The following is a 20,919-nucleotide window of genomic DNA, read 5'->3' as shown; positions in this document are numbered from 1 at the left end:
AATCAGATGAAAAAGTCAATATATAGTAACATAAAATACTTCGCGATTCTTACAGGCACTTTCCTGAGTGTTTCTTGCGCTGATTTTCTTGAAGAAAGAAATGAATCCAATTATACTCAAGAGAACTATTTCCAGACTCCCGAGCATGCTGAAGCAGCTATCAATCATTTGTATAGTGCCCTGAGGTTCGTATCTAATGGAGCTGGTACGTATGGTGAAAGCCCATTTATGAGTTTGGAATTCCCTACAGGCTTGCTCAATACAGAGGTGGGACAAAGTCAATTCAATAACACCCTGAGAAATCTTACCACCAATTCTGAAAACAACTATTTCAATGTATGGTGGGAGCAATCTTACAGAGCCATTGCCAATGCAAATCTGGCTATCGATAGGATTCCAAACATCCTAATGAATGAAACAACCCAGCAAAACCTCATAGCTGAGGCACATTTCATGAGAGCCTTCCATTATTTCAACCTCGTAAGGCTATTTGGTGATATTCCTTTGATCACTGTACCTGTGGATGCTGATTCTGACCTATTGTATCCAAGCAGATCCCCTATTGCAGACATCTATGACCTCATCGTCTCTGATCTACAATTTGCGGAAGAAAGCAGTATTCCGGCCAGCACTACAAATGGTAGGGTAAGCCAAGGTGCAATAAAAGCCACCTTAGCTCAAGTCTACTTGACCATGGCTGGATTTCCACTTCAAGCTGGAGACAACTACTATGCTTTGGCCGCACAAAAGGCAAAAGAGGTTATCGATCAGAATACCTACAGATTGTTTGATACATACGATGAATTGCATGATCCGAATATACAATTATCGGGTGAAATCATCTTCAAAAATCAATACTTGATTGGTCTTGCTACTAGTGGAATGACAGCTTGGCTTTTGCCAAGAAGTCGAAATATCTCACAGTTTTCAGATGAATTTGGCGTAATGTACCCCACTGCTGCTTTTATCAACACCCACGAAGAGGGTGATGCTAGAGTGGCAGAAAGAGGCTTCTACTATACTTCTTACCCTAATATCAACAACCCCGCTCAAGAGGTTTCTTTTGGGGCGCATTACATTTACAAATATTTCGATGAAGAAGCCGTACTCAACACTGCTCAAAGTGATCTTGGATTTACTTTCATCCGGTATGCAGATGTCTTACTAACTTTTGCAGAAGCTGAATTTGAAGCCAATGGAACTACTTCTGATGCTTTAGAAGCTATCAATGCGATAAGAAATCGAGCTAACCTAGCCCCATTTGACGCAAGCTCTCTTACTCGAGAGGCTATTTGGAAAGAAAGGTTTCATGAACTTGCATTTGAAAACAAAACATGGTTTGACATGATTCGAAGAAGACAAGTACTTAACCTAGCCACTGGAGACTTTGAAGATTTCGTAGGTCATAGATTTTCTTATGGACCGACACTTAGCGAAAAATACCTTCTTTTTGCAATTCCTCAAAGAGAAATTGACAACAACAATCAACTTACTCAAAACCCAGGATGGTAAGTCTATAAAAAGTATCAAAACATCAGTAAGGCTCTTTAACAAACCTATTAAACCTGCTCATGGCAAAGGACTTTCGAGTAACTTTGTCATGAGCAAATTGCTTTCAAAAACCAAAAGTACCTCAACAAATCACAAACCGTCATGCAGTTTAAACCTTTAAATTTCTGCCTTTATTGCTTGCTTTTCCTAAGCAACTTGTTTCCATACATGGTTTCAGCACAAGATTTTCATGTCTTGGAACAAGATCCAGTAGATTGGGTAAATCCGCTAATAGGAACCGATTCAAAGCCAAGTTTTTCGAATGGAAATGTGTACCCCGCGATAGCCTTACCCTGGGGAATGAATTTTTGGACTCCCCAGACGGGTTCCATGGGCAATGGCTGGGCCTATACTTATGCTGCTGATAAGATCAGAGGATTCAAGCAAACACACCAACCCTCACCTTGGATGAACGATTACGGTCAATTTTCATTGATGCCCATAACGGGTAAAATCAAAGTCAATGAAGATGACCGTGCTAGCTGGTTTTCACACAAAGCAGAAATCGTGAAACCATACTACTACAGCGTGTACTTGGCAGACCATGATGTCACCACAGAGATCACCCCTACTGAAAGGGCGGCAAGATTTAGGTTTACATTTCCTGAAACAGACAGTGCTTACGTGCTAGTAGATGCGTTTGACAGAGGATCCTATGTGAAAGTAATTCCTCAAGAAAGAAAAATCATAGGCTACACCACAAGAAACAGTGGTGGAGTTCCAGAAAACTTCAAAAACTATTTTGTAATTGTCTTTGACAAGGAATTCACTTTCAATCAAACTTTTTCCTCTGGAGAATTAGATGAGCAATTAGAAATAGAAGCTGATCATGTTGGTGCAGTGATAGGTTTCAAAACCAAAAGAGGTGAAAGAGTAAATGCTAAAGTAGCTTCTTCTTTTATCAGCTATGAGCAAGCTGAAATCAACATGAAAGAAATTGGTGAACAAGATTTCGAAGCCGTAAAAACTGCCGGTAAGCAGTCATGGAATAAGGAACTTGGACGGGTAAAAGTAAGTGGTGGTACACCAGATCAGTTTAGAACCTTCTACTCAAGTCTTTATAGAACGCTACTTTTTCCAAGAAAATTCTACGAAATAGATGCCAATGGGGATGTAATGCACTATAGCCCTTACAATGGTGAAGTACTTCCAGGCTATATGTTTACAGACACGGGATTTTGGGACACTTTCAGGGCACTTTTTCCATTCTTGAACATGATGTACCCAAGTTTAAGTGCCAAAATGCAAGAAGGATTGGTCAATGCCTATAAAGAAAGTGGATGGTTACCTGAATGGGCAAGCCCTGGTTTGAGAAATGTAATGATCGGCAACAACTCCGCCTCTGTAGTAGCTGATGCTTACTTGAAATTAAGCAAGCAAAATCAGGCTGATTATGATGTAGAGACACTTTTTGAAGCATTACTTCACGGTGCCAATAATGAAGGCCCTCTTACTGCGGTAGGAAGAGCAGGGGCTGAATATTACAATGAGCTAGGCTATGTTCCATATGATGTGAATATCAATGAAAATGCTGCTAGAACTTTGGAGTACGCATACAATGACTTTACCATCTATCAGCTTGCCAAGGCACTCGACAAGCCAAAAGACATTGTAGACCTTTACAAGAAAAGAAGTCAAAACTACAAAAACCTCTTTGATCCAGAAACTAGACTAATGAGAGGGAAAATGAAAGACGGAAACTTCATGGCACCTTTCAATCCATTCAAATGGGGAGATGCATTCACTGAGGGAAATAGCTGGCATTATACCTGGTCTGTTTTCCATGACGTACAAGGCCTAATAGACCTAATGGGTGGCAAGAAAGGATTTGTAGAGCAACTTGATAATGTCTTTACCTTACCACCAGTGTTTGATGAAAGTTACTACAGGAGTGTGATTCATGAAATTAGAGAAATGCAAGTAGCTGACATGGGACAATATGCTCACGGCAATCAACCTATTCAGCACATGATTTATCTTTACAACTATGCAAATGAACCATGGAAAGCTCAATATTGGGCAAGGGAAACCATGGATAAAATGTATCTTCCTACGCCTGATGGATACTGTGGGGATGAGGACAATGGACAGACTTCGGCTTGGTATGTATTTTCAGCTTTAGGTTTCTATCCTGTCAGCCCAGCCACAGATGAGTACATCATCGGCAGCCCTCTTTTCAAATCTGTTACCTTGGAACTTGAAAATGGAAAAAAAGTCAATATCAAAGCTGAAAATAATAATCATGACAATCGCTATGTGAAATCTATGAAACTTGATGGAAAAGAATATACCAAAAACTTCATCAAGCATCAAACTTTGATGGATGGTGCTTCAATTTCCTTCACTATGGATGAGAATCCGAATAAAAACAGAGGAGTTAAGGAATCAGATCTACCTTTCTCTATGTCAAGAGAAAAATAAGTTTGATATTTTCTAAAATCCGTAAGAAAATGTTGTAATCGATTGATTTATAGCAACAAAAGAATCTTTCAGGTTTAACTCGATTATTCCTAATAACTGATTGTTAGTCAAAAAAACCTGAAAGGTCTGCGAATTTTAGTTATTTAATACACAAAAGTCTTTGACGGTTATCTCTACTGTCAAAGACTTTCTTACATCTTGATCTTTCATTTGTCTCAAGAGCATAATTAGTTTTACAATTTTCTTAAGCTAATTGATAGCAAAACATATTTATTGGCTGTCAATCAAAACTGCAAAAAAATTACCTTTATTACTCCATCCCCAAGCACCATGAGTATTTTAAAAGTTTCTTTACTATTTAGCTTCTTTACTTTGACCACAGCTTTTGCACAAGCTCAAGAGGACAAGCTTTCGCTCATCAAGTATGTTGATCCATTTATCGGAACTGCGAAAATGGGGCACACCTACCCTGGAGCTACTGTGCCATTTGGAAGTATTCAACTTAGTCCTGACACGGATACCATACCTTATGCATACGAAGGAAAATACAACCCTGATGTATATCGGTATTGTGCAGGGTATCAATATGATGATCCTACTATCGTCGGGTTCAGCCACACTCATTTTAGCGGTACTGGGCATGCTGATTTGGGTGATCTATTGATGATGCCTACGGTGGGAAAACTAAGGCTAAACCCCGGCACGGCAGATCAGCCAGACAATGGCTATAGGTCAAGATATGCTCATGATGAAGAGTCAGCATCACCAGCCTACTATCAGGTACTTTTGAAGGATTACGGTATCAATGTGGAGTTGACGAGCAGCACCCGAGTAGGAATGCATAGATACACTTTTCCAAAAACTGATCAAGGCCATGTAATCCTTGACCTGAAGGCAGGAACTTATCCTTTTGAAGGGAAAAATGTCTGGACTTTTCTCCGAATAGAAAATGACAGCACAGTCACGGGTTATAGACAAACTCAAGGATGGGCCAGGACAAGGACAGTCTACTTTGCCTTAAAGTTCAGTAAACCTTTCAAATCTTATGGAAATGAAAAGCATGATGAAAAGCAAGTTTATAGAGGGTTTTGGGGCAGGTTTGATCAATCAAAAAACTTTCCCGAAATCGCAGGAAAAGAAATCAGAGCTTATTTCGACTTTGAGTTTGAAGAAGACAGTGATCCATTGATTGCTAAGATGGCCATATCACCAGTAAGTACAGCAGGGGCTTTGGCTAATATGGAAACAGAGATTCCCCATTGGGATTTTGAACAAGTGAAGCGTGAGGGTGAAGCATTATGGGAGCAAGAATTACGCAAAGTGACTGTAGAAATGGACGATCCAGATGACATGTATAATTTTTACACGAGTATGTATCATGCATCTCTTGGTCCCACAGTGTACATGGATGCAGATGGCAGCTACAGAGGATTAGACCAAAACATACATCAAGCCGACGGATTCACCAATTACACCAGCTTTTCACTTTGGGATACTTACAGGGCGCTGCATCCCCTATACAACATCATACAGCCAGAGAGAAATGCTGATATGATCAATTCCATGCTGGCCCATGCTGATCAAAGTGTACATGGAATGCTACCCATATGGTCTCACTATGCCAATGAAAATTGGTGTATGATCGGCTATCATGCTGTATCCGTAATAGCTGACGCCATGGCAAAAGGAGTCAAAGGCTTTGACCATGAAAAAGCACTCCAAGCTAGCATCAATACTTCAAACACGAGCTATTTTGATGGAATCGGTGACTATGTAGCACTAGGCTATGTCCCAGAAGATAAAAGCGGTTCATCAGTTTCGAAAACACTAGAATATGCTTATGATGATTGGGCTATAGCGCAGATGGCAACTCAATTAAAAAAAGATTCAATCGCACAAATCTATAATCATCGATCAGAAAGCTATAAGCATGTTTACGATAATTCAATTGGATTCACACGACCTAAGCTTTCAGATGGATCTTTCCGTACTACTTTTGACCCACTTGACACCCATGGACAAGGCTTTATAGAAGGCAACTCATGGAACTACAGTCTATATGTTCCTCATGACCCCAAATCTCTTATCAAGATGATGGGAGGAAATGAATCGTTTATTCAAAGGCTTGACTCTTTGTTCACCATGGAGCTTCCTGATAAGTATTTTGAAAAAACAGAAGATATCACCCGTGAAGGCATCATCGGGAACTACGTACACGGGAATGAGCCTTCTCATCATGTTGTCTATCTGTATAATTGGACCTCCCAACCACAAAAATCTCAGGATAAAATCCGAAACATTTTAAAGACCATGTATCAGAACAGTCCTGATGGCTTGGGTGGTAATGATGATTTTGGGCAGATGAGCGCATGGTATATATTTAGTGCATTAGGTTTCTACCCAGTAGCCCCTGGCTCTACCGAATATGCACTAGGCAGTCCATTGGTCAAAAATGCTTCTCTCCCACTTTCCAATGGAAATACCTTCAAAATAATTGCTAAAAATCAAGGACCAGATCGTCCATTTGTAAAAGCAGTTTACCTCAATGGAAAAGAACTAAAAGAGCCTTTTATAGATCATGCAGACATTACTTCTGGTGGAGTCTTAGAATTTCATATGGATAAGAAGCCAAAAAAGACAAAATAAAATCCCTAAACTTTATAACTCATGCCCCTAAAAACCTTAAAAACATCTCGAATCATTTGGCAGTATGGCTTGACCTGTGCGCTTGCTTCATCTCTACTCATAGCTTGTGATTCAAAAAATAAAACCGAAGAAGTGGACGTTGAAAATCAAGATACCAGAATGTCGGGAAACCCAATCATAGAGGGATGGTATGCAGATCCAGAAGCTATCATATATGGAGATACCTACTGGATTTTCCCAACTTATTCAGCTCCATATGAAAAGCAGCTTCATTTTGACGCCTTTTCTTCCAAAAATCTAGTCGATTGGGAAAAACATGAAAGGGTTCTCACATCAGAAGAAGTCAAGTGGGCAGAAAAAGCGATGTGGGCACCTGGTGTAATCCAAAAGAATGGAAAATATTACCTTTTCTTTGGAGCTAATGATGTACATGAAGGAGAAGTTGGTGGCATTGGTGTAGCAGTCGCGGACCAACCCGAGGGTCCATACAAGGATCTCATTGGCAAACCTTTGATTCAAGAGATTTGGGATGGTGCGCAGCCTATAGACCAGTTTATCTTCAAAGAAGACGATGACACCTACTACATGTACTATGGAGGCTGGGGACATTGTAATGTGGTAAAGCTGAATGAAGATTTTACAGGTTTAGAGCCTTTTGAAGACGGAAGTTTACATAAAGAGGTGACTCCGAAAAATTATGTAGAAGGTCCATTTATGTTCAAAAAAGATGGCAAATATTACTTTATGTGGTCAGAAGGTGGCTGGACTGGTCCAGGTTACAAAGTAGCTTATGCTATAGCGGACAGTCCATTTGGGCCATTTGAACGCGAAGGAGTTATACTGGAGCAAGATCCAGAAGTAGCCACTGGAGCTGGTCACCATTCAGTTTTGATTCATCCTGATGGAGAAAATTATTATATAGTATATCACAGAAGACCACTATCCGAGACAGACCAAAACCATAGGATAGTATGTCTGGAACCAATGAATTTTGATGCTCAAGGAAAAATCAACCCGATTAAACTTACTTTTAAAGGGGTAGAAGCAATGAAAATATCAAAATAAGTTATTTGATTTGAAGATTTTTCCTTGAAATATATTTGTTGTTTGGATGGGTAAATATTCCAGGTGTATATCCACTTTTACTCAAGAAGAAGTATTACATTCAAATAAAAAATTACTTCGAGATTAGTATCAACTAATAACTTGTCCGTCTAGACGGATCCAGCCCGCTACATCGGACAGGTATCAATTAATATCTGGATATTGATAGCCCCAAATATGGCTTGGTTAGTGGCATCATTGTGATTATACATTATATTTTATTTGAAACGATAATATCATGAAAGACTTCTTCATCGAACTATTCGAATATAACTTCCACACCAATCAAAAATTGATAAAAATTTTCAATCATGAGCATCACGAGCTATCTGGAAAAGCTTTGGAACTATTCAGCCACATACTCAATGCACATCAGATATGGAACAATAGGATCAACCCAAGGCAAAAACCTTTTGGAGTTTGGCAAATACAAGATCTTAATGATTTCAAGAACCTTGATCAAGCAAACTTTGAGCAATCTAAAGAAATACTAGAAGCATTCGATCTTCTGAGAGTTATTGATTACAAAAACTCAAGTGGTCAAGCTTTTAGCAATAATGTGAAATACATCCTATTCCACATCATAAATCACTCAACCTACCACCGGGCTCAAATTACGTCCGAATTAAGAGCTTGTAAAATAGAACCTATCAGCACTGATTTTATTTGGTACAAGAGATGAATACAAGGTTAGCAGACATTCATGATTTGGATGAAATTAGAAAGCTGTTTGTAAACACTATTGAGAACATTTGCCATGCAGATTATGACAATTCTCAAATCAAAGCTTGGACTTCCAGTATTGAAAATCATCAAAGATGGCTTGATGTAATCAATAACCAATTCACCTTAGTTTCAATTTCTTCTGGAAAGATCACTGGATTTTGCTCGGTAGCTGGAGGCAATCACATAGATTTTCTTTTTGTACATCACCTTCATCAAGGTCAAGGTATCGCCAAACATTTGTACGACTTGGTCGAATCAAAAGCTAAAGAATCAGGTTACAAAAAGCTCACAGCGGAGGTAAGTAAAACTGCACGTCCATTTTTCCAAAAGGTTGGTTTTTCTACAATCTCTGAGAACTTCATCCAAAGAAAAGGAATAGAATTGATAAATTACAAAATGGAAAAAGCATTGTTTTGATACAGTGGTTTGAGATTAAGTGTTAGGTATTTTTAAAACCTTAATCCCGCACGTGCGGGACTCTAACCAACTGAGCCAAAAAGCCTTCGGGTACAAAGTTGACATCTATTAACTTTTCAAGCAAACTCCTTGATTTTTGTTTCTTTATGAATTTCTCCATTTTCATGGCCAAACTCCTGTCTCTTCCAATTTTAAAAACTGCTGAAAGTCCCCATGGTCTATAACTTGAGGTAAACTTATGAAAGGTACCTGAATTGTGTTGATCTAATCTTATCCAAAGATCAGCTGAGTATCCAATGTAGAACTTGTCAAATTTAGGAGAATATAATATGTATAAGTAAAAATCCACTTCTTGAAATGAAAAAACCTCAGATTTCTCTAAGGTTATGCTCCTCCTATCAACGATAGTTGCAACCGGAGTAGAGTATTTTTGACCTTGATGGAAGTTTTCAAGGAAATCATTTAGGTTTTTTCTATTCCTTTAAAACAGAAGACGGCAGCATCAGCAAAAAAGGAAGTGCTTTAGTATAATCCAAGGTAGCGTATTCTAAGCCTAAAAGTCTGATATTTGAGTAGTAGGTTTGATGTTGGTCATAATACATTTTTTCACTCTGTATAAACCAGGCCTTATCCCCTAACTTTTCTGCTAAAAACCATTTTTCTATTAATCTAGCACTTCTGCCGTTTCCATCATTCCAAGGATGTATTTTGACAAAAACCAAATGAATCATTGAGGCATAAAAAAAAGCTTCTTCGATAGATAGTTTTGTTTTGAGTAGTAGCGTCAGATCAGTATAAAACTTTTCTATTTCTGCCTCTAATTCAAATGGTGAGGCCGCTACATATTCAATACGGCCATCAGGAGTGGAGACATACATGTTTTGTGTGCGGTACTTTCCTTGCCTGTTTTTAGTTAGGATATTTTTGCTAAGCAATGAATGGGCTTGGGCAATGGTTTCTTCATTGAGCTCATTGACCTTTGCAAAGCTGTAGGCATCGTAAAGATCATCTATTTTTCTGGTGTAATCTGGTGAAAATTCTATCCCGAATTTTTTGTGCTTGATGTAGCTGTCCAATTCGATGGCTTCCCCTTCTATTTTGCTACTGTATACGGAGGATACGGAGGTGTAAAAACTAAAGCTATCTGTTGAAATTTCGGCATCTTTTAATGCTTCAAAAGCAAGATTTAAACCTTGCGGTGCTTTTTCCAGGTATTCTGAAATTAAATCATTGCTTAAAATTAGTAGTTGTTTGTTCATCACTATTACAGCTCAATAAAAGACTAAGTTAGTCAACTATTGTATTGAAAAAAATAAATGGTTTCTAGAGTTGCCTTAAACAAAAAAGCCTTGCATTGTTGCAAGGCTTTTGCTCCTCCTATCAACCGGAGTTGAAACCGGATTAGGGGGATTTTGGTTTTAAAAAAGGTAATCTAGGAATTAACTAAGTGATACCTTCATTTAGAAAAAAATTGTAAGAAGTAATCGAAACAAATAATGAATCTTCAAAGATTGGGTAAAATGATATTTAAACAGTAGAGTGGATAAAATTATAGTTTCGAAAGATTTTCCAAGTCGTTTAAATCTTTATTACGACCACTCATTTGCTTATTTCGTTTTAAGTCATTTAAATGAATTACTTTCATTGGTATTTCTTCAAATATTGTATTTAACGCATTAACATTTATTTCTTGAAAAGTAAATCCTGTGATTTCTTTTAAAATCTCTATACATACAGGAGGTCTTCCAAATGTATATACATTTATTTCAGATTGATATAGAAAGGAATCTTCTGTCATGTCAAAAATAGGCATTTGAAATTGTTCAAATGCCTTAACCAATTTTTGGTAATTGCTTTTCGAAACTTCAACAAATAAATCTAAATCTCCCGTTGTTCTTGGGAACCCATGATAGATAACAGAATAGCCACCTACTAAGACATAATTGACTTCATTTTTATTCAGCGCCAATAAAAATTCTTGAAAATCAGGATTAAAAACATTTCCCATGACTAATTTTTACGCATTGAAAATGCTTTTTTGTCCATTTTGGGAGGATCACCCAAAGCATAATCAAAGGAAACACTATTTAAATAGGCGAAAACCTTAGCAATTTCTTCTTTGCTCATTCCCAAATAATGAACAATCTCTTCCTTTTTTTGAAAAAGATTACCTGATGTGCTATACGTTCTATCTAATTTTTGCATAATCAAATATACTATGAAATTATATTCAGTCAAAAAAACAGAAACGCAACCAAAAAAACTTCCTTAAATTAAAATTAAAGCGTATAAAACAAAAAAAGTGGCCAAATGACCGCTTTTGCTCCCCCTATCAACGATAGTTGCAACCGGAGTAGAGTATTTTTGGTTTTAAAAGAAAAAATAAAGGAGTTTAGTAAATAATACTCTTACTCAGCAAGATTGCAAGAAGTAATCGGTCCAATATTATCTTAATGGGTTGGATAAAATGATGATTAGATAGTAAAGTGTATATTTGTATTGAATGAAGAAACTTTACATTATAGCAGGTTGTAATGGTGCAGGTAAAACTACTGCTTCCTATACAATTTTGCCTGAAATCTTGGACTGTAAAGAATTTGTAAACGCGGATGAAATTGCAAAAGGAATCTCTCCTTTCCGACCAGAAAAAGCTGGTATTGAAGCAGGAAGGTTTATGTTGAAAAGAATATTATGGAGACTAAAGACCAACTAAAAGAGGAAAGAGACAAAATAGTAAAGGGGCTAGAGGAAGCTTATCGCAAGCTAGTGGAATTCAAAAAAGCCAAGAATAGTCCATTGGTTGTCGTGAGAAATGGTGAAATCGTGGAGATTGACCCATTTGATGTACCACCAACTATTTCGTATAAGCGTGGTCAAGGTTGATTCGTCAGCTTAAATTTCACTTTTTTTTAAAAAACTTACAACCAAAAAACTTCGAGGTTTTTAATGGGTATAAAAACAAAAAAGAGGTCGTTTCTGACCTCTTTTTCTCATTAGCTCCTCCCGTACGTACGGGACTTGAACCTAGGACCCTATGATTAATCCCGCACATGCGGGACTCTAAGCAACTGAGCCAAAAAGCCTTCGGGTACAAAGTTGACATCTATTAACTTTTCAAGCAAACTCCTTGATTTTTGTTTCTTTATGAATTTTTCCATTTTCATGGCCAAACTCCTGTCTCTTCCAATTTTAAAAACTGCTGCAAGTTCCCATGGTCTATAACTTGAAGTAAACTTATGAAAGGTACCTGAATTGTGTTGCTCTAACCTAATCCATGGATCAGCTGAGTATCCAATGTAGAACTTGTCAAATTTAGGAGAATATAATATGTATAAGTAAAAATCCACTTCTTGAAATGAAAAAACCTCAGATTTCTCAAAAGTTATGCTCCTCCTATCAACGATAGCTGCAACCGGAGCAGCTTATTTAGGTCATTGGAAGAAATTCATGGACAAGCTTTTAAAGTTGAAAACAGTTTTAAGCTTCTTTAAAATGAACGGAAAATTCAACTTTTATTTCGTTTGTTTCGTTTATTTCGATTATATTTGAAGAATACTTAAATCAACCCCATGGAAACCCTAAGTCTTAGTAAAAAACCGAGTAAATCGGAGCAACGGATTGCTGAAAAATCTCATGAAGCCCTATCACAGATACTTGAGCGTATTCACGCCACTATGACTGAAATTGAGATCGAGGAGACAAAGGAAAAACTTCAAATCCCATCAAGAGCATTGGAGTTACTCAACGAGATCTTAAGGGCAATGAGTCAGGGCAAACCAATTTCGATTGTACCTGTCGCTACAGAAGTAACCACTCAAAAGGCTGCAGAAATCTTAGGTTGTTCACGTCCACATTTGGTCAAACTTCTTGAAAATGGAGAATTGGATTTCATTAAAGTTGGAAGGCATCGCAGGATCAAATTTGAAGACGTAGTCAGTTACAAACAGAAAATGAAGGCAAAACAGAAAAGTCTACTGATTGAAATGATGAATAGCGATGAAGAGTTAGGAGGATATGATTCATAGTGTTCGTTTTAAAGCTGTTTTAGATACCAATGTTATCTATCCATTGATCTCAAGGGATTTACTTTTTTGGTTTGCATACTATGACTTATATACCCCAAAGTGGAGCAAGCATATTTTTGATGAATGGAAAGAAGTGATGATGCGAAAAGGATTGAATCAAGAAGACGCAGAGAAAAGAATTGCCGTAGCCAATTCTGCATTTCCTGACGCCTTGGTTAAGAACTATGAAAATTTGATACCTACATTAAACTTGCCAGATCAAAAGGACAGACATGTTGTTGCCGCTGCGATTAAATCTAATTCCAACTGCATAGTAACCAACAACCTGAAAGACTTTCCGAAAAATATCTTAGACAATTTTGAAATAGCAGTGATTTCAGCTGATGATTTCTTAGTCGATATTATTGACTTAAATCATGAACAAGCAACTTCTGCTTTCAAGGAGATGGTTTTGAATAGAAAAAATCCCAAAATGGATGAGTTCGAAATTTTAAACCAATTCAGAAAATGTGGATTAACAAAAACAGCAGATTTTTTACACAGTCTGATTTGATAAGTAATTGGAAGTGATGCACTTTGATATATTGGAAATTAATAAATTGCACCCTCAAAAACCATATTTAAATGAAATTGCAAAAGGAATCTCTCCTTTCCAACTAGAGAAAGCTGGTATTGAAGCGGGAAGGTTTATGTTGAAAAGAATATTATGGAAACTAAAGACCTATTAAAAGAGGAAAGAGAAAAAATAGTAAAGGGACTAGAGGAAGCTTATCGAAAGCTAGTGGAATTCAAAAAAGCGAAGAATAGTCCATTGGTTGTGGTGAGAAATGGTAAAATCGTGGAGATTGACCCATTTGATGTACCCCCAACTATTTTGTATAAGCGTGGTCAAGGTTGATTCGTCAGCTTAAATTTTACTTTTTTTAAAAACTTACAACCAAAAAACTTCGAGGTTTTTGATGAGTATAAAAACAAAAAAGAGGTCGTTTCTGACCTCTTTTTCTCATTAGCTCCCCCTATCTACGATAGTTGCAACCAGAGTAGGGTTTATTTGATACTAAAAGATGTTCAAAATCAATCACTTAATTATTTTATTCAACCAAAATGATTTGGTTATTTATAACTAAGTTATTTGAGAATCAAATTTTTTTCGCAGAAAGTATATCTAAGTCATAATCATTTCCTGATTGTAAATGACGATATAATAAATTTGAAATAGTATCTTCAGTGTAAGTCTGAACTGGTTTGGATGTACCTTTACGAGGAGGTTTATGGGAAAATATTAAACCTCTATATTCGATATTAATACTCGGATAATTTAATAATCTGACGGCAGTTCCGCATATATATTTACTCAATTCAAAGCTTGCCCTAATTTGACTTATAGCTCCATTTACATTTTTTGATTTTAATTCGATAATGAACACATATAGAGTATCAGTTTTTGGATAAATAATAAGGTGGTCAGAAACACTACACGAAGTAGAAACTGAAGTTTCAAAAAAAGGAAAATTATTTTTCCAATCCTTTATCTTTTTATCTGGTTGAAGACAAAGTATTGGACCTTTCTTATTTAGTTTGACTTTCTTACTAGTACTATCTTGAAGAACGACATTACCCCCAAGAAACGAGTTTTTAAAATCCCCTTTAATCAAATCATATAGTTGTTGGAAAACTTTATCTACCATTTTTATTGACTTTCTAAATTAAAAAATAAGTCTTCAGCTCTATTATTCAAGTCATTAATAACTTTATCAATAGTTTCAACCTCAAACCCTGTTTTTGTGACTTCAAGATTAGTGCATTTTCTTTTTTCATAATGAAAAAGGATGGCTCCTACTCTTTCGTGATTTATTGTAATTTCATTAGAATAATTGTATTTATTTATAAAATGTGGATTATTATTCATCATGATTAAATTATTAATTTCTCTTATGATATAATCACTATGAGTACTGATAAGTACTTTAAAGCCTCTATTTACAATTTTAATTATAACCTTGGCTATAACTACCTGATTATCCGGATGGAGATTTAATTCTGGTTCATCTATAATAATAAAGTCGCCTTTTGCTGCTAAATGTCTAAAATAGATTACTAAGTTTGAAAGGGATTTGACAACCGAAGCAGAAAGATGGATTGGTAACTTTAAAGATTTTGCTTTATCAGGTTTATACTGTACCTCCCCATCTTTGGAAATCAATACTTGCCCTTTCAAAATCTCTTTTTCAATTTCATCTGCAAAATGAGCAAAATCACTCGTGTTTTTTTTAAAATTTATCAAATCTTCGGATGTCTCTAAACTGTCTCTAATTGGCAACGGATATCTGGTTGCTCTCCTTTTTACGAGGTCAAATGGGTCGTCATCCTTACCTACCTCTTTTAGCTCAAGCAACTTATCTACTAGGACGTTCCTTTTTAAGGACAACTCTTTTGAGAAAATATTAATTGCAATCCTTTCTGCTGGAGCAATATATGTTTTAGGAAATATAAAATCAATTAGAATACTAAAAATTCTATCGGCTAGAAAATCTAATAGTATTGATGTTGGAACCGCTTGTTTATCACTAACCTCTTTATCATCTTTCTCTATCAAAAGACAAGTTATTTTTTGTGACTCAGATTTTTTAAAAATCTTCACTGATACACTATTCCTAATACCAATTTCTTGGCTGATTTCTTCAGCAAGGATTTTTCTTTTTAAATCTTCTATATTTCCAATCTCAATTCCAATTTTTGTTTTGGAAAAAGCTTTCTCATCTGAGGCAAAAACTTTATGTATTTGACTCACATAACTATCGCCTATGGCATTTAAATATGTTTCGTTGTTTTTTAATAATAAATCAAGAATATCAAGTTCGATTTGACCCTTCTCTAAAAGACTTTTCAGCTCATTAGATATTTTTTTTGACTTCGGAAGATGTGACCTAAATTTCATTAACCCATAAATGGCATAAGCTACATATGTTTTACCCGTATTATTTGGGCCACAAAGAATTGTTAAATCTTTGTCTAAGTCCAAATGAGCATGTTTTACAAATCCTAAATCAGTTATATCAACTTTCATATTTTTTTGCTTTTTTCAGGAATCAATCTATCTTGATAAATTAATGATTCTAGGTTTTTATTCTTCTAAAATGGCGTAAGATTTGGTGATAATTGAACCCAATCAAAGAAAGCCATATTTCAATTTAATTTGAGATATCTATTTAAATAATTTTTAAAGATGGTTTATTAGCCAGACCTTAAATTTACTCCATAATCTTAAGTATTTAAATGGATTTATTTAAAATTCTCATTTTAATTTTTTGATGGTAATGTCAAGTTGAAAAACATTTGAGGTTTCAACTTAATGGTTACAGAATACTTTTTGTTTAATATTCTTTAATCAGTTAGATTAAAATTTTCATTGAATGACCTTAACAAATATAATGCATATATTAATCCCAATTCTCTATAAAAAATTCCAGAAATTTTTTCGGCGACATCATCCCCCCTCCTAGAGCTACAAGATTTTACCCCAGGGAGGGGGGATACCTATGCAACCCCCCAGGACTTCAGGACCCCCAGAGGGACCGCTGATAGGGAATCTTACTGGCAAAATTCTTCACCTCCTTTACGGAAAAGTAAGTAAAAATCATGTCGACTCAGGTCTACACTAGTTGGACCTTTAGACTAGATTCTTACTGGCATTCAAAATAGCTGGGCGGAATGTGGACTTCAGTCGACACTGGGAGCCCCATGGGTGAGAATTCAACTGGCAAGTTGAGATGAATTTGCCAGTAATATTTTTTTTCTAGCTATTGCGCCCGGAGCATTTTTTAGCGCAATTCTGTATGTGGGTTAAGCAAATTAAAGTGTTGTATTATATTTATTGTTTAAATCTAAAAAATTGAAAATCTAGATTTCGATGTTGCAACCACACCCTTCACTTTAGAAATGTCCGTTTTATTGGGTGTAGAGGGGGTTTTTGATGAGTATAAAAACAAAAAAGAGGTCGTTTTTGACCTCTTTTTCTCATTAGCTCCCCCTCTAGGGCTTGAACCTAGGACCCCATGATTAACAGTCATGTGCTCTAACCAACTGAGCTAAGGAGGAATTTTTTATGTTTTTCGCTAACCCTTTCCGTTAACGTGATGCAAACATAACAGGATGTTTGATTTTTTCCAAACCCTATTCTTAAAAAAATTCACCTTAAAAACTCAATTAACTATTTTCACCTATGAATCAGCCACTTATTTTTTTCAATTTTTGAAAAATTTTCCCCTCTAAATTTTGTATCTTCTTCATATTCCTCCTTTATCCAGTTTTCAGTGCTATACTTGAAACATTTTCCTTTCTCATGTGACAAAAAAATCTCTATCTTTCTCAATCAAAAACTTAATAAAACCCATGAAAATTCACATAACCTCCCTTGTCCTTTTACTCCTGACTTCATTTACTGTATTGGCGCAGCAACAAGTAAAAGTAGCCTGTGTAGGCAATAGTATCACACAAGGCCCTGGCAGAGACCATCCAGATAGCTATCCACTACAACTTCAAGAACTCCTAGGTAAGGATTATTTGGTAAAAAATTTTGGTGTTAGCGGTAGAACACTTTTGAAGAATGGTGATTTCCCTTACTGGAATGAACCTCAATTCGAAGAAGTAAAAGCATTCTTTCCTGAAATCTTAATCATCAAACTAGGCACCAATGATTCTAAGCCCCAGAACTGGAAGTTTAAAGATGAGTTCAAAAATGATTACATCGCCTTGGTCAACACTATAAAAGAAAGCATGCCAGAAAATGGTCGCGTTTACATTTGTATCCCTGTGCCTGTAGCAAAAGACAATTGGGGGATCAATGAAAAGGTAATGGTCGAAGACATCAAACCTCTCCTACTCGAAATAGCTGTATCAACTCAAGCTAACCTTATCGACCTACACACTCCACTCAGCATGCACCCTGAGTTACTTCCTGACGGTGTTCATCCCAACAAAGAAGGATTAGGAATCATGGCAAAAACCATTGCTTCAGAAATCTCAAACCATGCTACCAAAGAGTAATATCTCTTCAAGAAAGTCTTACAGAATTCTAACCTCATAAGCTACTTTGAACAAAAGGATAACTTCTATTCCCTAAAATCCTTTATCATTTCCAATACAGGTGACCTGGACATCCCTCCCGGATTGAGTCCGGGCTCACCTTCCGGAATTGCAACACCAAGTTTTTCAAAATAATCCACCCAAACCGAGAACATCTCCCCAGTTTCTGGATCTTTATATGTCATAGGTTCTGGTGTAAATAGATCTTCCTGATTGTTTGCAGCTTTAAATGAAAAGTGTATCAATTCTGAGCAATAAAAAGCATCATTTTCAAAATCAAATACACTATCGTAAGGCTTGCCAAGATGCTTTCTACCCTCAGCTATGGCCTTTGGGATCAAATGTCGATATGCGTCCTTGAGCCTCCCTACCATGACTTTTGGTTTTCCGTACTCATCAAGGTGTTTGCTCATAAAATCATCAAGTGGTGTAAGTACCACCCCCCTACCGACCGCTTCCAAAACATACCAATCTGCCCCTTCTTTTGTCAGTACTCCATTATGAGAAAAACTATTCCCATCAAATCCATGCGTCACCTTTCTAATCGCTTCACAGAAATCTCCACAGTCTCCATCTTGAAACAGGATGTCTCCTTCCTGAAATTCAAATGATGACTTACAGGCTATAAATGCTAAAGATAAAAAGATAAAAAACCTTGGAAACGAGCTTACCATATAAATATTTCCCTTCAATCTATTAGTCCCTAAAATCCACAGACCTTTCAGGTTTTTATTGACTACCAATCAGTTGTTAGAAATAATCGAGTGAAACCTGGAAGGTCTATTGACACTATAAATCAATCGATTACAACGTGCTTTTGCGGATTTTAGGTAGCCATCAAAACAGCTACTTTACAAACTTCAATAACTGGCCAAAGATTCATTAACATCTAAATAACCAAAAAGAAAAACAATAAAGAAACTCCTAAAATTAGGATCATTTTCTTTGATTTATCCTTAACAGCTTCTGTGATTTTCCTTTTCCTAAGTACCAAAACAGCAATGCTTAAACCAAAAAATTGCAAAGCTATACCAACTCCATTGAGCAATCCCATAGGAGCTTCAATGAAATGATACTGCGTGTTCCCTAATGCCAATAAGCATAAAACAATCCCTGTAATTCCAAATATAAATGAGCGTTGCAAAAGCAAGGTCTCATCTTTTTCCATCCAATTCATATATTTCCTTTTTCCTTAAGATCATTTTCATAAAAACTTCCTAGGCGAAGCTGTTACTTTTTACTTTTAGCCTTTTGCTTTTCAAAGTATTGCTCGATTTCTTGTAGATTCATGGCATTGAGCGTCATAGCTGCGGTAAGTCCTCCCTTTCTACCCACAAGCACTCCGTATCGCATGTCTGCATAACCTTCCATGGCATGGGCATCAGGATTGACTGACAGCTTTACTCCTTGCTGAAGTGCATAATGCACCCATCTCCAGTCCAGGTCTAGCCTCCATGGATTTGCATTGATCTCGATGGCTACATTATGGGTTGCACATGCATCTATGATCACTTTGTGGTCTACTGGGTAGCCTTCTCTGCGGAGCAAAAGTCTGCCAGTAGGGTGACCTAGTATCGTAGTATAAGGATTTTCGATGGCTTTGAGTAATCTCGCAGTAGCACGCTTGCGATCCATAGACAAGGCTGAGTGGATAGAAGAAACTATAAAATCAAAACTTGCTAATACATCGTCAGGATAGTCTAAGCTACCATCTGTTAGAATATCACTTTCGATACCTTTAAAAATCTTAAATGGAGCCAATTCTTTATTCAACTCATCGATCTCTCTCTGTTGTTTTTGAACTTTCTCTATATCCAAGCCACCTGCATAGCTAGCTGTTCTACTGTGGTCAGAAATGCCCAAATATTCGTATCCTAAAGATTTACAATGCTCAGCCATCTGCCTCAGTGTGTGTTTACCATCACTGTACGTAGAATGATTGTGTAAAATCCCTTTCAAATCATCCTCTTCCAAGAGTCTCTCCCCTCCTTCACTTGCCCATTCGAATTCAAAAAAACCTTCTCTCAACTCCTCAGGAATCCATGGAAAGCCCAATACTTGGTAAGCAGCTTCTTCTGATTCGTATTTCTCCTTTGAAAGGATGCTAGCTAGCGTCTGATTTTCTTTTGATGGATAAAGTAAATGAGATTTACTTCCTATACGAAGCAACTTTTCATTGATAAAGTCTTCCTTTTGAGTGAAATGAATAACTAATTGAAGATCCAAGGATTCGAATTTCCCTCTCCATTTATAAGGACTGCTTCCTTTTCTATCTTGGACTATTTCCTTTACTTTATCCAAATTCTGTATCGCCAAACTCCTATCTTCTGTCTCTATAAGAAGCTCAACTACCTCCACAATCTCCATTCTACGTGCAAACGCACCCACTATGGCAATTTGTCCAAGTCCTTCAAGTTTTTGGATTATATTTATCAATTCCAACACCTGATCTTCAATATCAGCGTAAAGCCATTTTCCTGAATTTGAAGCCTTGAACTCTAGTGCTTGGATGATACTTTCTTGTGTTTTTTCACCGAAGCCCTTGGCCTTAGCCACTTGCCCTGACTGGCATGCTTCTAAGAGTTCATGAGTTGAGCTGATACCCATTTCTTGCCATAGTATTTTCACCTTTTTAGGTCCTAGCCCCTTCACTTCTAGCACTTCAAGGATCCCAGTGGGTGTTTTGCTCAGCAATTCATCCAAACTCGTATGATTTCCCTCATTTTCTAATGCAAAAATTACCTCCGCAATACTTTTTCCAATTCCTGAAATCTGTTGCAACTCAGCGATGGATTTGCCAAGTACATTTATATCTTCACCTCTTTCCAAAGTATTTACAGCTGTCTGATAGCTGCGGATTTTGAAACTGTTTTCATCATGAAGCTCCATGAGCTTGATCATGAGCTTAAGTTTTCTAACTATTTCTTTCTGATCCAAGGTTTCT

22 protein-coding genes and 1 tRNA gene are annotated in these 20,919 nt (G+C 36.7%); 12 read left to right on the top strand and 11 right to left on the bottom strand.

Annotated elements, in window-relative coordinates; all coding sequences use genetic code 11:
• The first annotated feature begins 6 nt into the window (after nucleotides 1–6).
• From MM214_RS04765 to MM214_RS04740, 6 genes are all read left to right on the top strand, one after another.
• Entirely contained in the window at nucleotides 7–1,512 is a 1,506-nt protein-coding gene (locus tag MM214_RS04765) for a RagB/SusD family nutrient uptake outer membrane protein (protein WP_241292628.1), read from the top strand.
• Nucleotides 1,513–1,653: 141 nt separating this feature from the next.
• The gene (locus MM214_RS04760) at nucleotides 1,654–3,972 is read left to right on the top strand and encodes a GH92 family glycosyl hydrolase (protein ID WP_262916582.1); all 2,319 of its coding nucleotides are present in this window, start codon (nucleotides 1,654–1,656) and stop codon (nucleotides 3,970–3,972) included.
• Between the two features lie 330 nt (nucleotides 3,973–4,302).
• Nucleotides 4,303–6,618, top strand: a complete 2,316-nt coding sequence (locus MM214_RS04755) for a GH92 family glycosyl hydrolase (protein ID WP_241292624.1) — start codon at nucleotides 4,303–4,305, stop codon at nucleotides 6,616–6,618.
• 21 nt (nucleotides 6,619–6,639) lie between these two features.
• On the top strand, nucleotides 6,640–7,683 hold the full coding sequence (locus tag MM214_RS04750) for a glycoside hydrolase family 43 protein (RefSeq protein WP_241292622.1): 1,044 nt from the start codon (nucleotides 6,640–6,642) through the stop codon (nucleotides 7,681–7,683).
• Nucleotides 7,684–7,960: 277 nt separating this feature from the next.
• Nucleotides 7,961–8,404: a DinB family protein gene (locus tag MM214_RS04745; protein WP_241292620.1), complete on the top strand. Its 444-nt coding sequence runs from the start codon at nucleotides 7,961–7,963 to the stop codon at nucleotides 8,402–8,404.
• Nucleotides 8,401–8,865: a GNAT family N-acetyltransferase gene (locus MM214_RS04740; protein WP_241292619.1), complete on the top strand. Its 465-nt coding sequence runs from the start codon at nucleotides 8,401–8,403 to the stop codon at nucleotides 8,863–8,865. The genes MM214_RS04745 and MM214_RS04740 overlap by 4 nt, the downstream gene beginning before the upstream one ends.
• A 40-nt stretch (nucleotides 8,866–8,905) precedes the next feature.
• Here MM214_RS04740 and MM214_RS04735 read toward each other — a convergent pair whose 3' ends face one another.
• From MM214_RS04735 to MM214_RS04720, 4 genes are all read right to left on the bottom strand, one after another.
• On the bottom strand, nucleotides 8,906–9,214 hold the full coding sequence (locus MM214_RS04735) for a GIY-YIG nuclease family protein (RefSeq protein WP_241292617.1): 309 nt from the start codon (nucleotides 9,212–9,214) through the stop codon (nucleotides 8,906–8,908).
• 124 nt (nucleotides 9,215–9,338) lie between these two features.
• Complete coding sequence (locus tag MM214_RS04730; RefSeq protein WP_241292615.1) at nucleotides 9,339–10,124, bottom strand: Fic family protein; 786 nt, start codon at nucleotides 10,122–10,124, stop codon at nucleotides 9,339–9,341.
• A gap of 290 nt (nucleotides 10,125–10,414) precedes the next feature.
• Nucleotides 10,415–10,873 carry a hypothetical protein gene (locus MM214_RS04725; protein WP_241292613.1) on the bottom strand — a complete coding sequence of 153 codons (459 nt, stop codon included), beginning with the start codon at nucleotides 10,871–10,873 and terminating at the stop codon, nucleotides 10,415–10,417.
• 2 nt (nucleotides 10,874–10,875) lie between these two features.
• On the bottom strand, nucleotides 10,876–11,070 hold the full coding sequence (locus MM214_RS04720; RefSeq protein WP_241292611.1) for a hypothetical protein: 195 nt from the start codon (nucleotides 11,068–11,070) through the stop codon (nucleotides 10,876–10,878).
• Nucleotides 11,071–11,368: 298 nt separating this feature from the next.
• On the opposite strand from MM214_RS04720, the gene MM214_RS04715 reads away from it, so the two are divergent.
• Entirely contained in the window at nucleotides 11,369–11,578 is a 210-nt protein-coding gene (locus MM214_RS04715) for a hypothetical protein (protein ID WP_241292609.1), read from the top strand.
• Nucleotides 11,557–11,748: a hypothetical protein gene (locus MM214_RS04710; RefSeq protein WP_241292607.1), complete on the top strand. Its 192-nt coding sequence runs from the start codon at nucleotides 11,557–11,559 to the stop codon at nucleotides 11,746–11,748. The genes MM214_RS04715 and MM214_RS04710 overlap by 22 nt, the downstream gene beginning before the upstream one ends.
• Nucleotides 11,749–11,903: 155 nt before the next feature.
• On the opposite strand, the gene MM214_RS04705 is transcribed toward MM214_RS04710, so the two are convergent.
• Nucleotides 11,904–12,212 (bottom strand): GIY-YIG nuclease family protein, encoded by a 309-nt coding sequence (locus tag MM214_RS04705; RefSeq protein ID WP_241292605.1) that lies wholly within the window; start codon nucleotides 12,210–12,212, stop codon nucleotides 11,904–11,906.
• Nucleotides 12,213–12,434: 222 nt separating this feature from the next.
• On the opposite strand from MM214_RS04705, the gene MM214_RS04700 reads away from it, so the two are divergent.
• The 3 genes from MM214_RS04700 (at nucleotide 12,435) to MM214_RS04690 (ending at nucleotide 13,788) form a co-directional block, all read left to right on the top strand.
• Complete coding sequence (locus MM214_RS04700; protein ID WP_241292604.1) at nucleotides 12,435–12,890, top strand: helix-turn-helix domain-containing protein; 456 nt, start codon at nucleotides 12,435–12,437, stop codon at nucleotides 12,888–12,890.
• Nucleotides 12,880–13,443: a PIN domain-containing protein gene (locus MM214_RS04695; protein ID WP_241292602.1), complete on the top strand. Its 564-nt coding sequence runs from the start codon at nucleotides 12,880–12,882 to the stop codon at nucleotides 13,441–13,443. The genes MM214_RS04700 and MM214_RS04695 overlap by 11 nt, the downstream gene beginning before the upstream one ends.
• Before the next feature lie 153 nt (nucleotides 13,444–13,596).
• Complete coding sequence (locus tag MM214_RS04690; protein ID WP_241292600.1) at nucleotides 13,597–13,788, top strand: hypothetical protein; 192 nt, start codon at nucleotides 13,597–13,599, stop codon at nucleotides 13,786–13,788.
• Nucleotides 13,789–14,029: 241 nt separating this feature from the next.
• On the opposite strand, the gene MM214_RS04685 is transcribed toward MM214_RS04690, so the two are convergent.
• The 3 genes from MM214_RS04685 to MM214_RS04675 form a co-directional block, all read right to left on the bottom strand.
• Complete coding sequence (locus MM214_RS04685; RefSeq protein ID WP_241292598.1) at nucleotides 14,030–14,578, bottom strand: hypothetical protein; 549 nt, start codon at nucleotides 14,576–14,578, stop codon at nucleotides 14,030–14,032.
• Between the two features lie 2 nt (nucleotides 14,579–14,580).
• Nucleotides 14,581–15,957 (bottom strand): AAA family ATPase, encoded by a 1,377-nt coding sequence (locus tag MM214_RS04680; RefSeq protein WP_241292597.1) that lies wholly within the window; start codon nucleotides 15,955–15,957, stop codon nucleotides 14,581–14,583.
• A 957-nt stretch (nucleotides 15,958–16,914) separates the two neighbouring features.
• Nucleotides 16,915–16,988, bottom strand: a tRNA-Asn gene (locus MM214_RS04675).
• Nucleotides 16,989–17,282: 294 nt separating this feature from the next.
• On the opposite strand from MM214_RS04675, the gene MM214_RS04670 reads away from it, so the two are divergent.
• Nucleotides 17,283–17,936 (top strand): GDSL-type esterase/lipase family protein, encoded by a 654-nt coding sequence (locus tag MM214_RS04670; RefSeq protein ID WP_241292595.1) that lies wholly within the window; start codon nucleotides 17,283–17,285, stop codon nucleotides 17,934–17,936.
• A 65-nt stretch (nucleotides 17,937–18,001) separates the two neighbouring features.
• Here MM214_RS04670 and MM214_RS04665 read toward each other — a convergent pair whose 3' ends face one another.
• The 3 genes from MM214_RS04665 to MM214_RS04655 all read right to left on the bottom strand — a co-directional run bounded on the left by MM214_RS04665 (nucleotide 18,002) and on the right by MM214_RS04655 (nucleotide 20,864).
• Nucleotides 18,002–18,718 (bottom strand): YiiX/YebB-like N1pC/P60 family cysteine hydrolase, encoded by a 717-nt coding sequence (locus tag MM214_RS04665; protein ID WP_241292593.1) that lies wholly within the window; start codon nucleotides 18,716–18,718, stop codon nucleotides 18,002–18,004.
• Between the two features lie 146 nt (nucleotides 18,719–18,864).
• Entirely contained in the window at nucleotides 18,865–19,152 is a 288-nt protein-coding gene (locus MM214_RS04660) for a hypothetical protein (protein ID WP_241292591.1), read from the bottom strand.
• 53 nt (nucleotides 19,153–19,205) lie between these two features.
• A complete protein-coding gene (locus MM214_RS04655; protein WP_241292728.1) occupies nucleotides 19,206–20,864 on the bottom strand; it encodes a helix-hairpin-helix domain-containing protein in 1,659 nt (552 codons plus the stop codon).
• Between the last annotated feature and the right edge of the window lie 55 nt (nucleotides 20,865–20,919).

The sequence above is a fragment of the Belliella kenyensis genome, from assembly GCF_022549675.1.
Classification (GTDB): Bacteria; Bacteroidota; Bacteroidia; order Cytophagales; family Cyclobacteriaceae; genus Belliella; species Belliella kenyensis.
Note: the sequence above shows the minus strand (reverse complement) of the source record. Positions and strands in the feature narration are given on the sequence as shown.

What these genes read in the sequence shown, in the direction of transcription:
- MM214_RS04740 (WP_241292619.1), top strand. Translation starts at nt 8,401, where the DNA reads ATGAATACAAGGTTAGCAGACATTCATGATTTGGATGAAATTAGAAAG.
- MM214_RS04680 (WP_241292597.1), bottom strand. Translation starts at nt 15,957, where the DNA reads ATGAAAGTTGATATAACTGATTTAGGATTTGTAAAACATGCTCATTTG.
- MM214_RS04655 (WP_241292728.1), bottom strand. Translation starts at nt 20,864, where the DNA reads ATGGAGCTTCATGATGAAAACAGTTTCAAAATCCGCAGCTATCAGACA.
- MM214_RS04745 (WP_241292620.1), top strand. Translation starts at nt 7,961, where the DNA reads ATGAAAGACTTCTTCATCGAACTATTCGAATATAACTTCCACACCAAT.
- MM214_RS04765 (WP_241292628.1), top strand. Translation starts at nt 7, where the DNA reads ATGAAAAAGTCAATATATAGTAACATAAAATACTTCGCGATTCTTACA.
- MM214_RS04690 (WP_241292600.1), top strand. Translation starts at nt 13,597, where the DNA reads ATGGAAACTAAAGACCTATTAAAAGAGGAAAGAGAAAAAATAGTAAAG.
- MM214_RS04760 (WP_262916582.1), top strand. Translation starts at nt 1,654, where the DNA reads ATGCAGTTTAAACCTTTAAATTTCTGCCTTTATTGCTTGCTTTTCCTA.
- MM214_RS04695 (WP_241292602.1), top strand. Translation starts at nt 12,880, where the DNA reads ATGATTCATAGTGTTCGTTTTAAAGCTGTTTTAGATACCAATGTTATC.
- MM214_RS04755 (WP_241292624.1), top strand. Translation starts at nt 4,303, where the DNA reads ATGAGTATTTTAAAAGTTTCTTTACTATTTAGCTTCTTTACTTTGACC.
- MM214_RS04720 (WP_241292611.1), bottom strand. Translation starts at nt 11,070, where the DNA reads ATGCAAAAATTAGATAGAACGTATAGCACATCAGGTAATCTTTTTCAA.
- MM214_RS04730 (WP_241292615.1), bottom strand. Translation starts at nt 10,124, where the DNA reads ATGAACAAACAACTACTAATTTTAAGCAATGATTTAATTTCAGAATAC.
- MM214_RS04725 (WP_241292613.1), bottom strand. Translation starts at nt 10,873, where the DNA reads ATGGGAAATGTTTTTAATCCTGATTTTCAAGAATTTTTATTGGCGCTG.
- MM214_RS04670 (WP_241292595.1), top strand. Translation starts at nt 17,283, where the DNA reads ATGAAAATTCACATAACCTCCCTTGTCCTTTTACTCCTGACTTCATTT.
- MM214_RS04700 (WP_241292604.1), top strand. Translation starts at nt 12,435, where the DNA reads ATGGAAACCCTAAGTCTTAGTAAAAAACCGAGTAAATCGGAGCAACGG.
- MM214_RS04715 (WP_241292609.1), top strand. Translation starts at nt 11,369, where the DNA reads ATGAAGAAACTTTACATTATAGCAGGTTGTAATGGTGCAGGTAAAACT.
- MM214_RS04710 (WP_241292607.1), top strand. Translation starts at nt 11,557, where the DNA reads ATGGAGACTAAAGACCAACTAAAAGAGGAAAGAGACAAAATAGTAAAG.
- MM214_RS04660 (WP_241292591.1), bottom strand. Translation starts at nt 19,152, where the DNA reads ATGAATTGGATGGAAAAAGATGAGACCTTGCTTTTGCAACGCTCATTT.
- MM214_RS04685 (WP_241292598.1), bottom strand. Translation starts at nt 14,578, where the DNA reads ATGGTAGATAAAGTTTTCCAACAACTATATGATTTGATTAAAGGGGAT.
- MM214_RS04750 (WP_241292622.1), top strand. Translation starts at nt 6,640, where the DNA reads ATGCCCCTAAAAACCTTAAAAACATCTCGAATCATTTGGCAGTATGGC.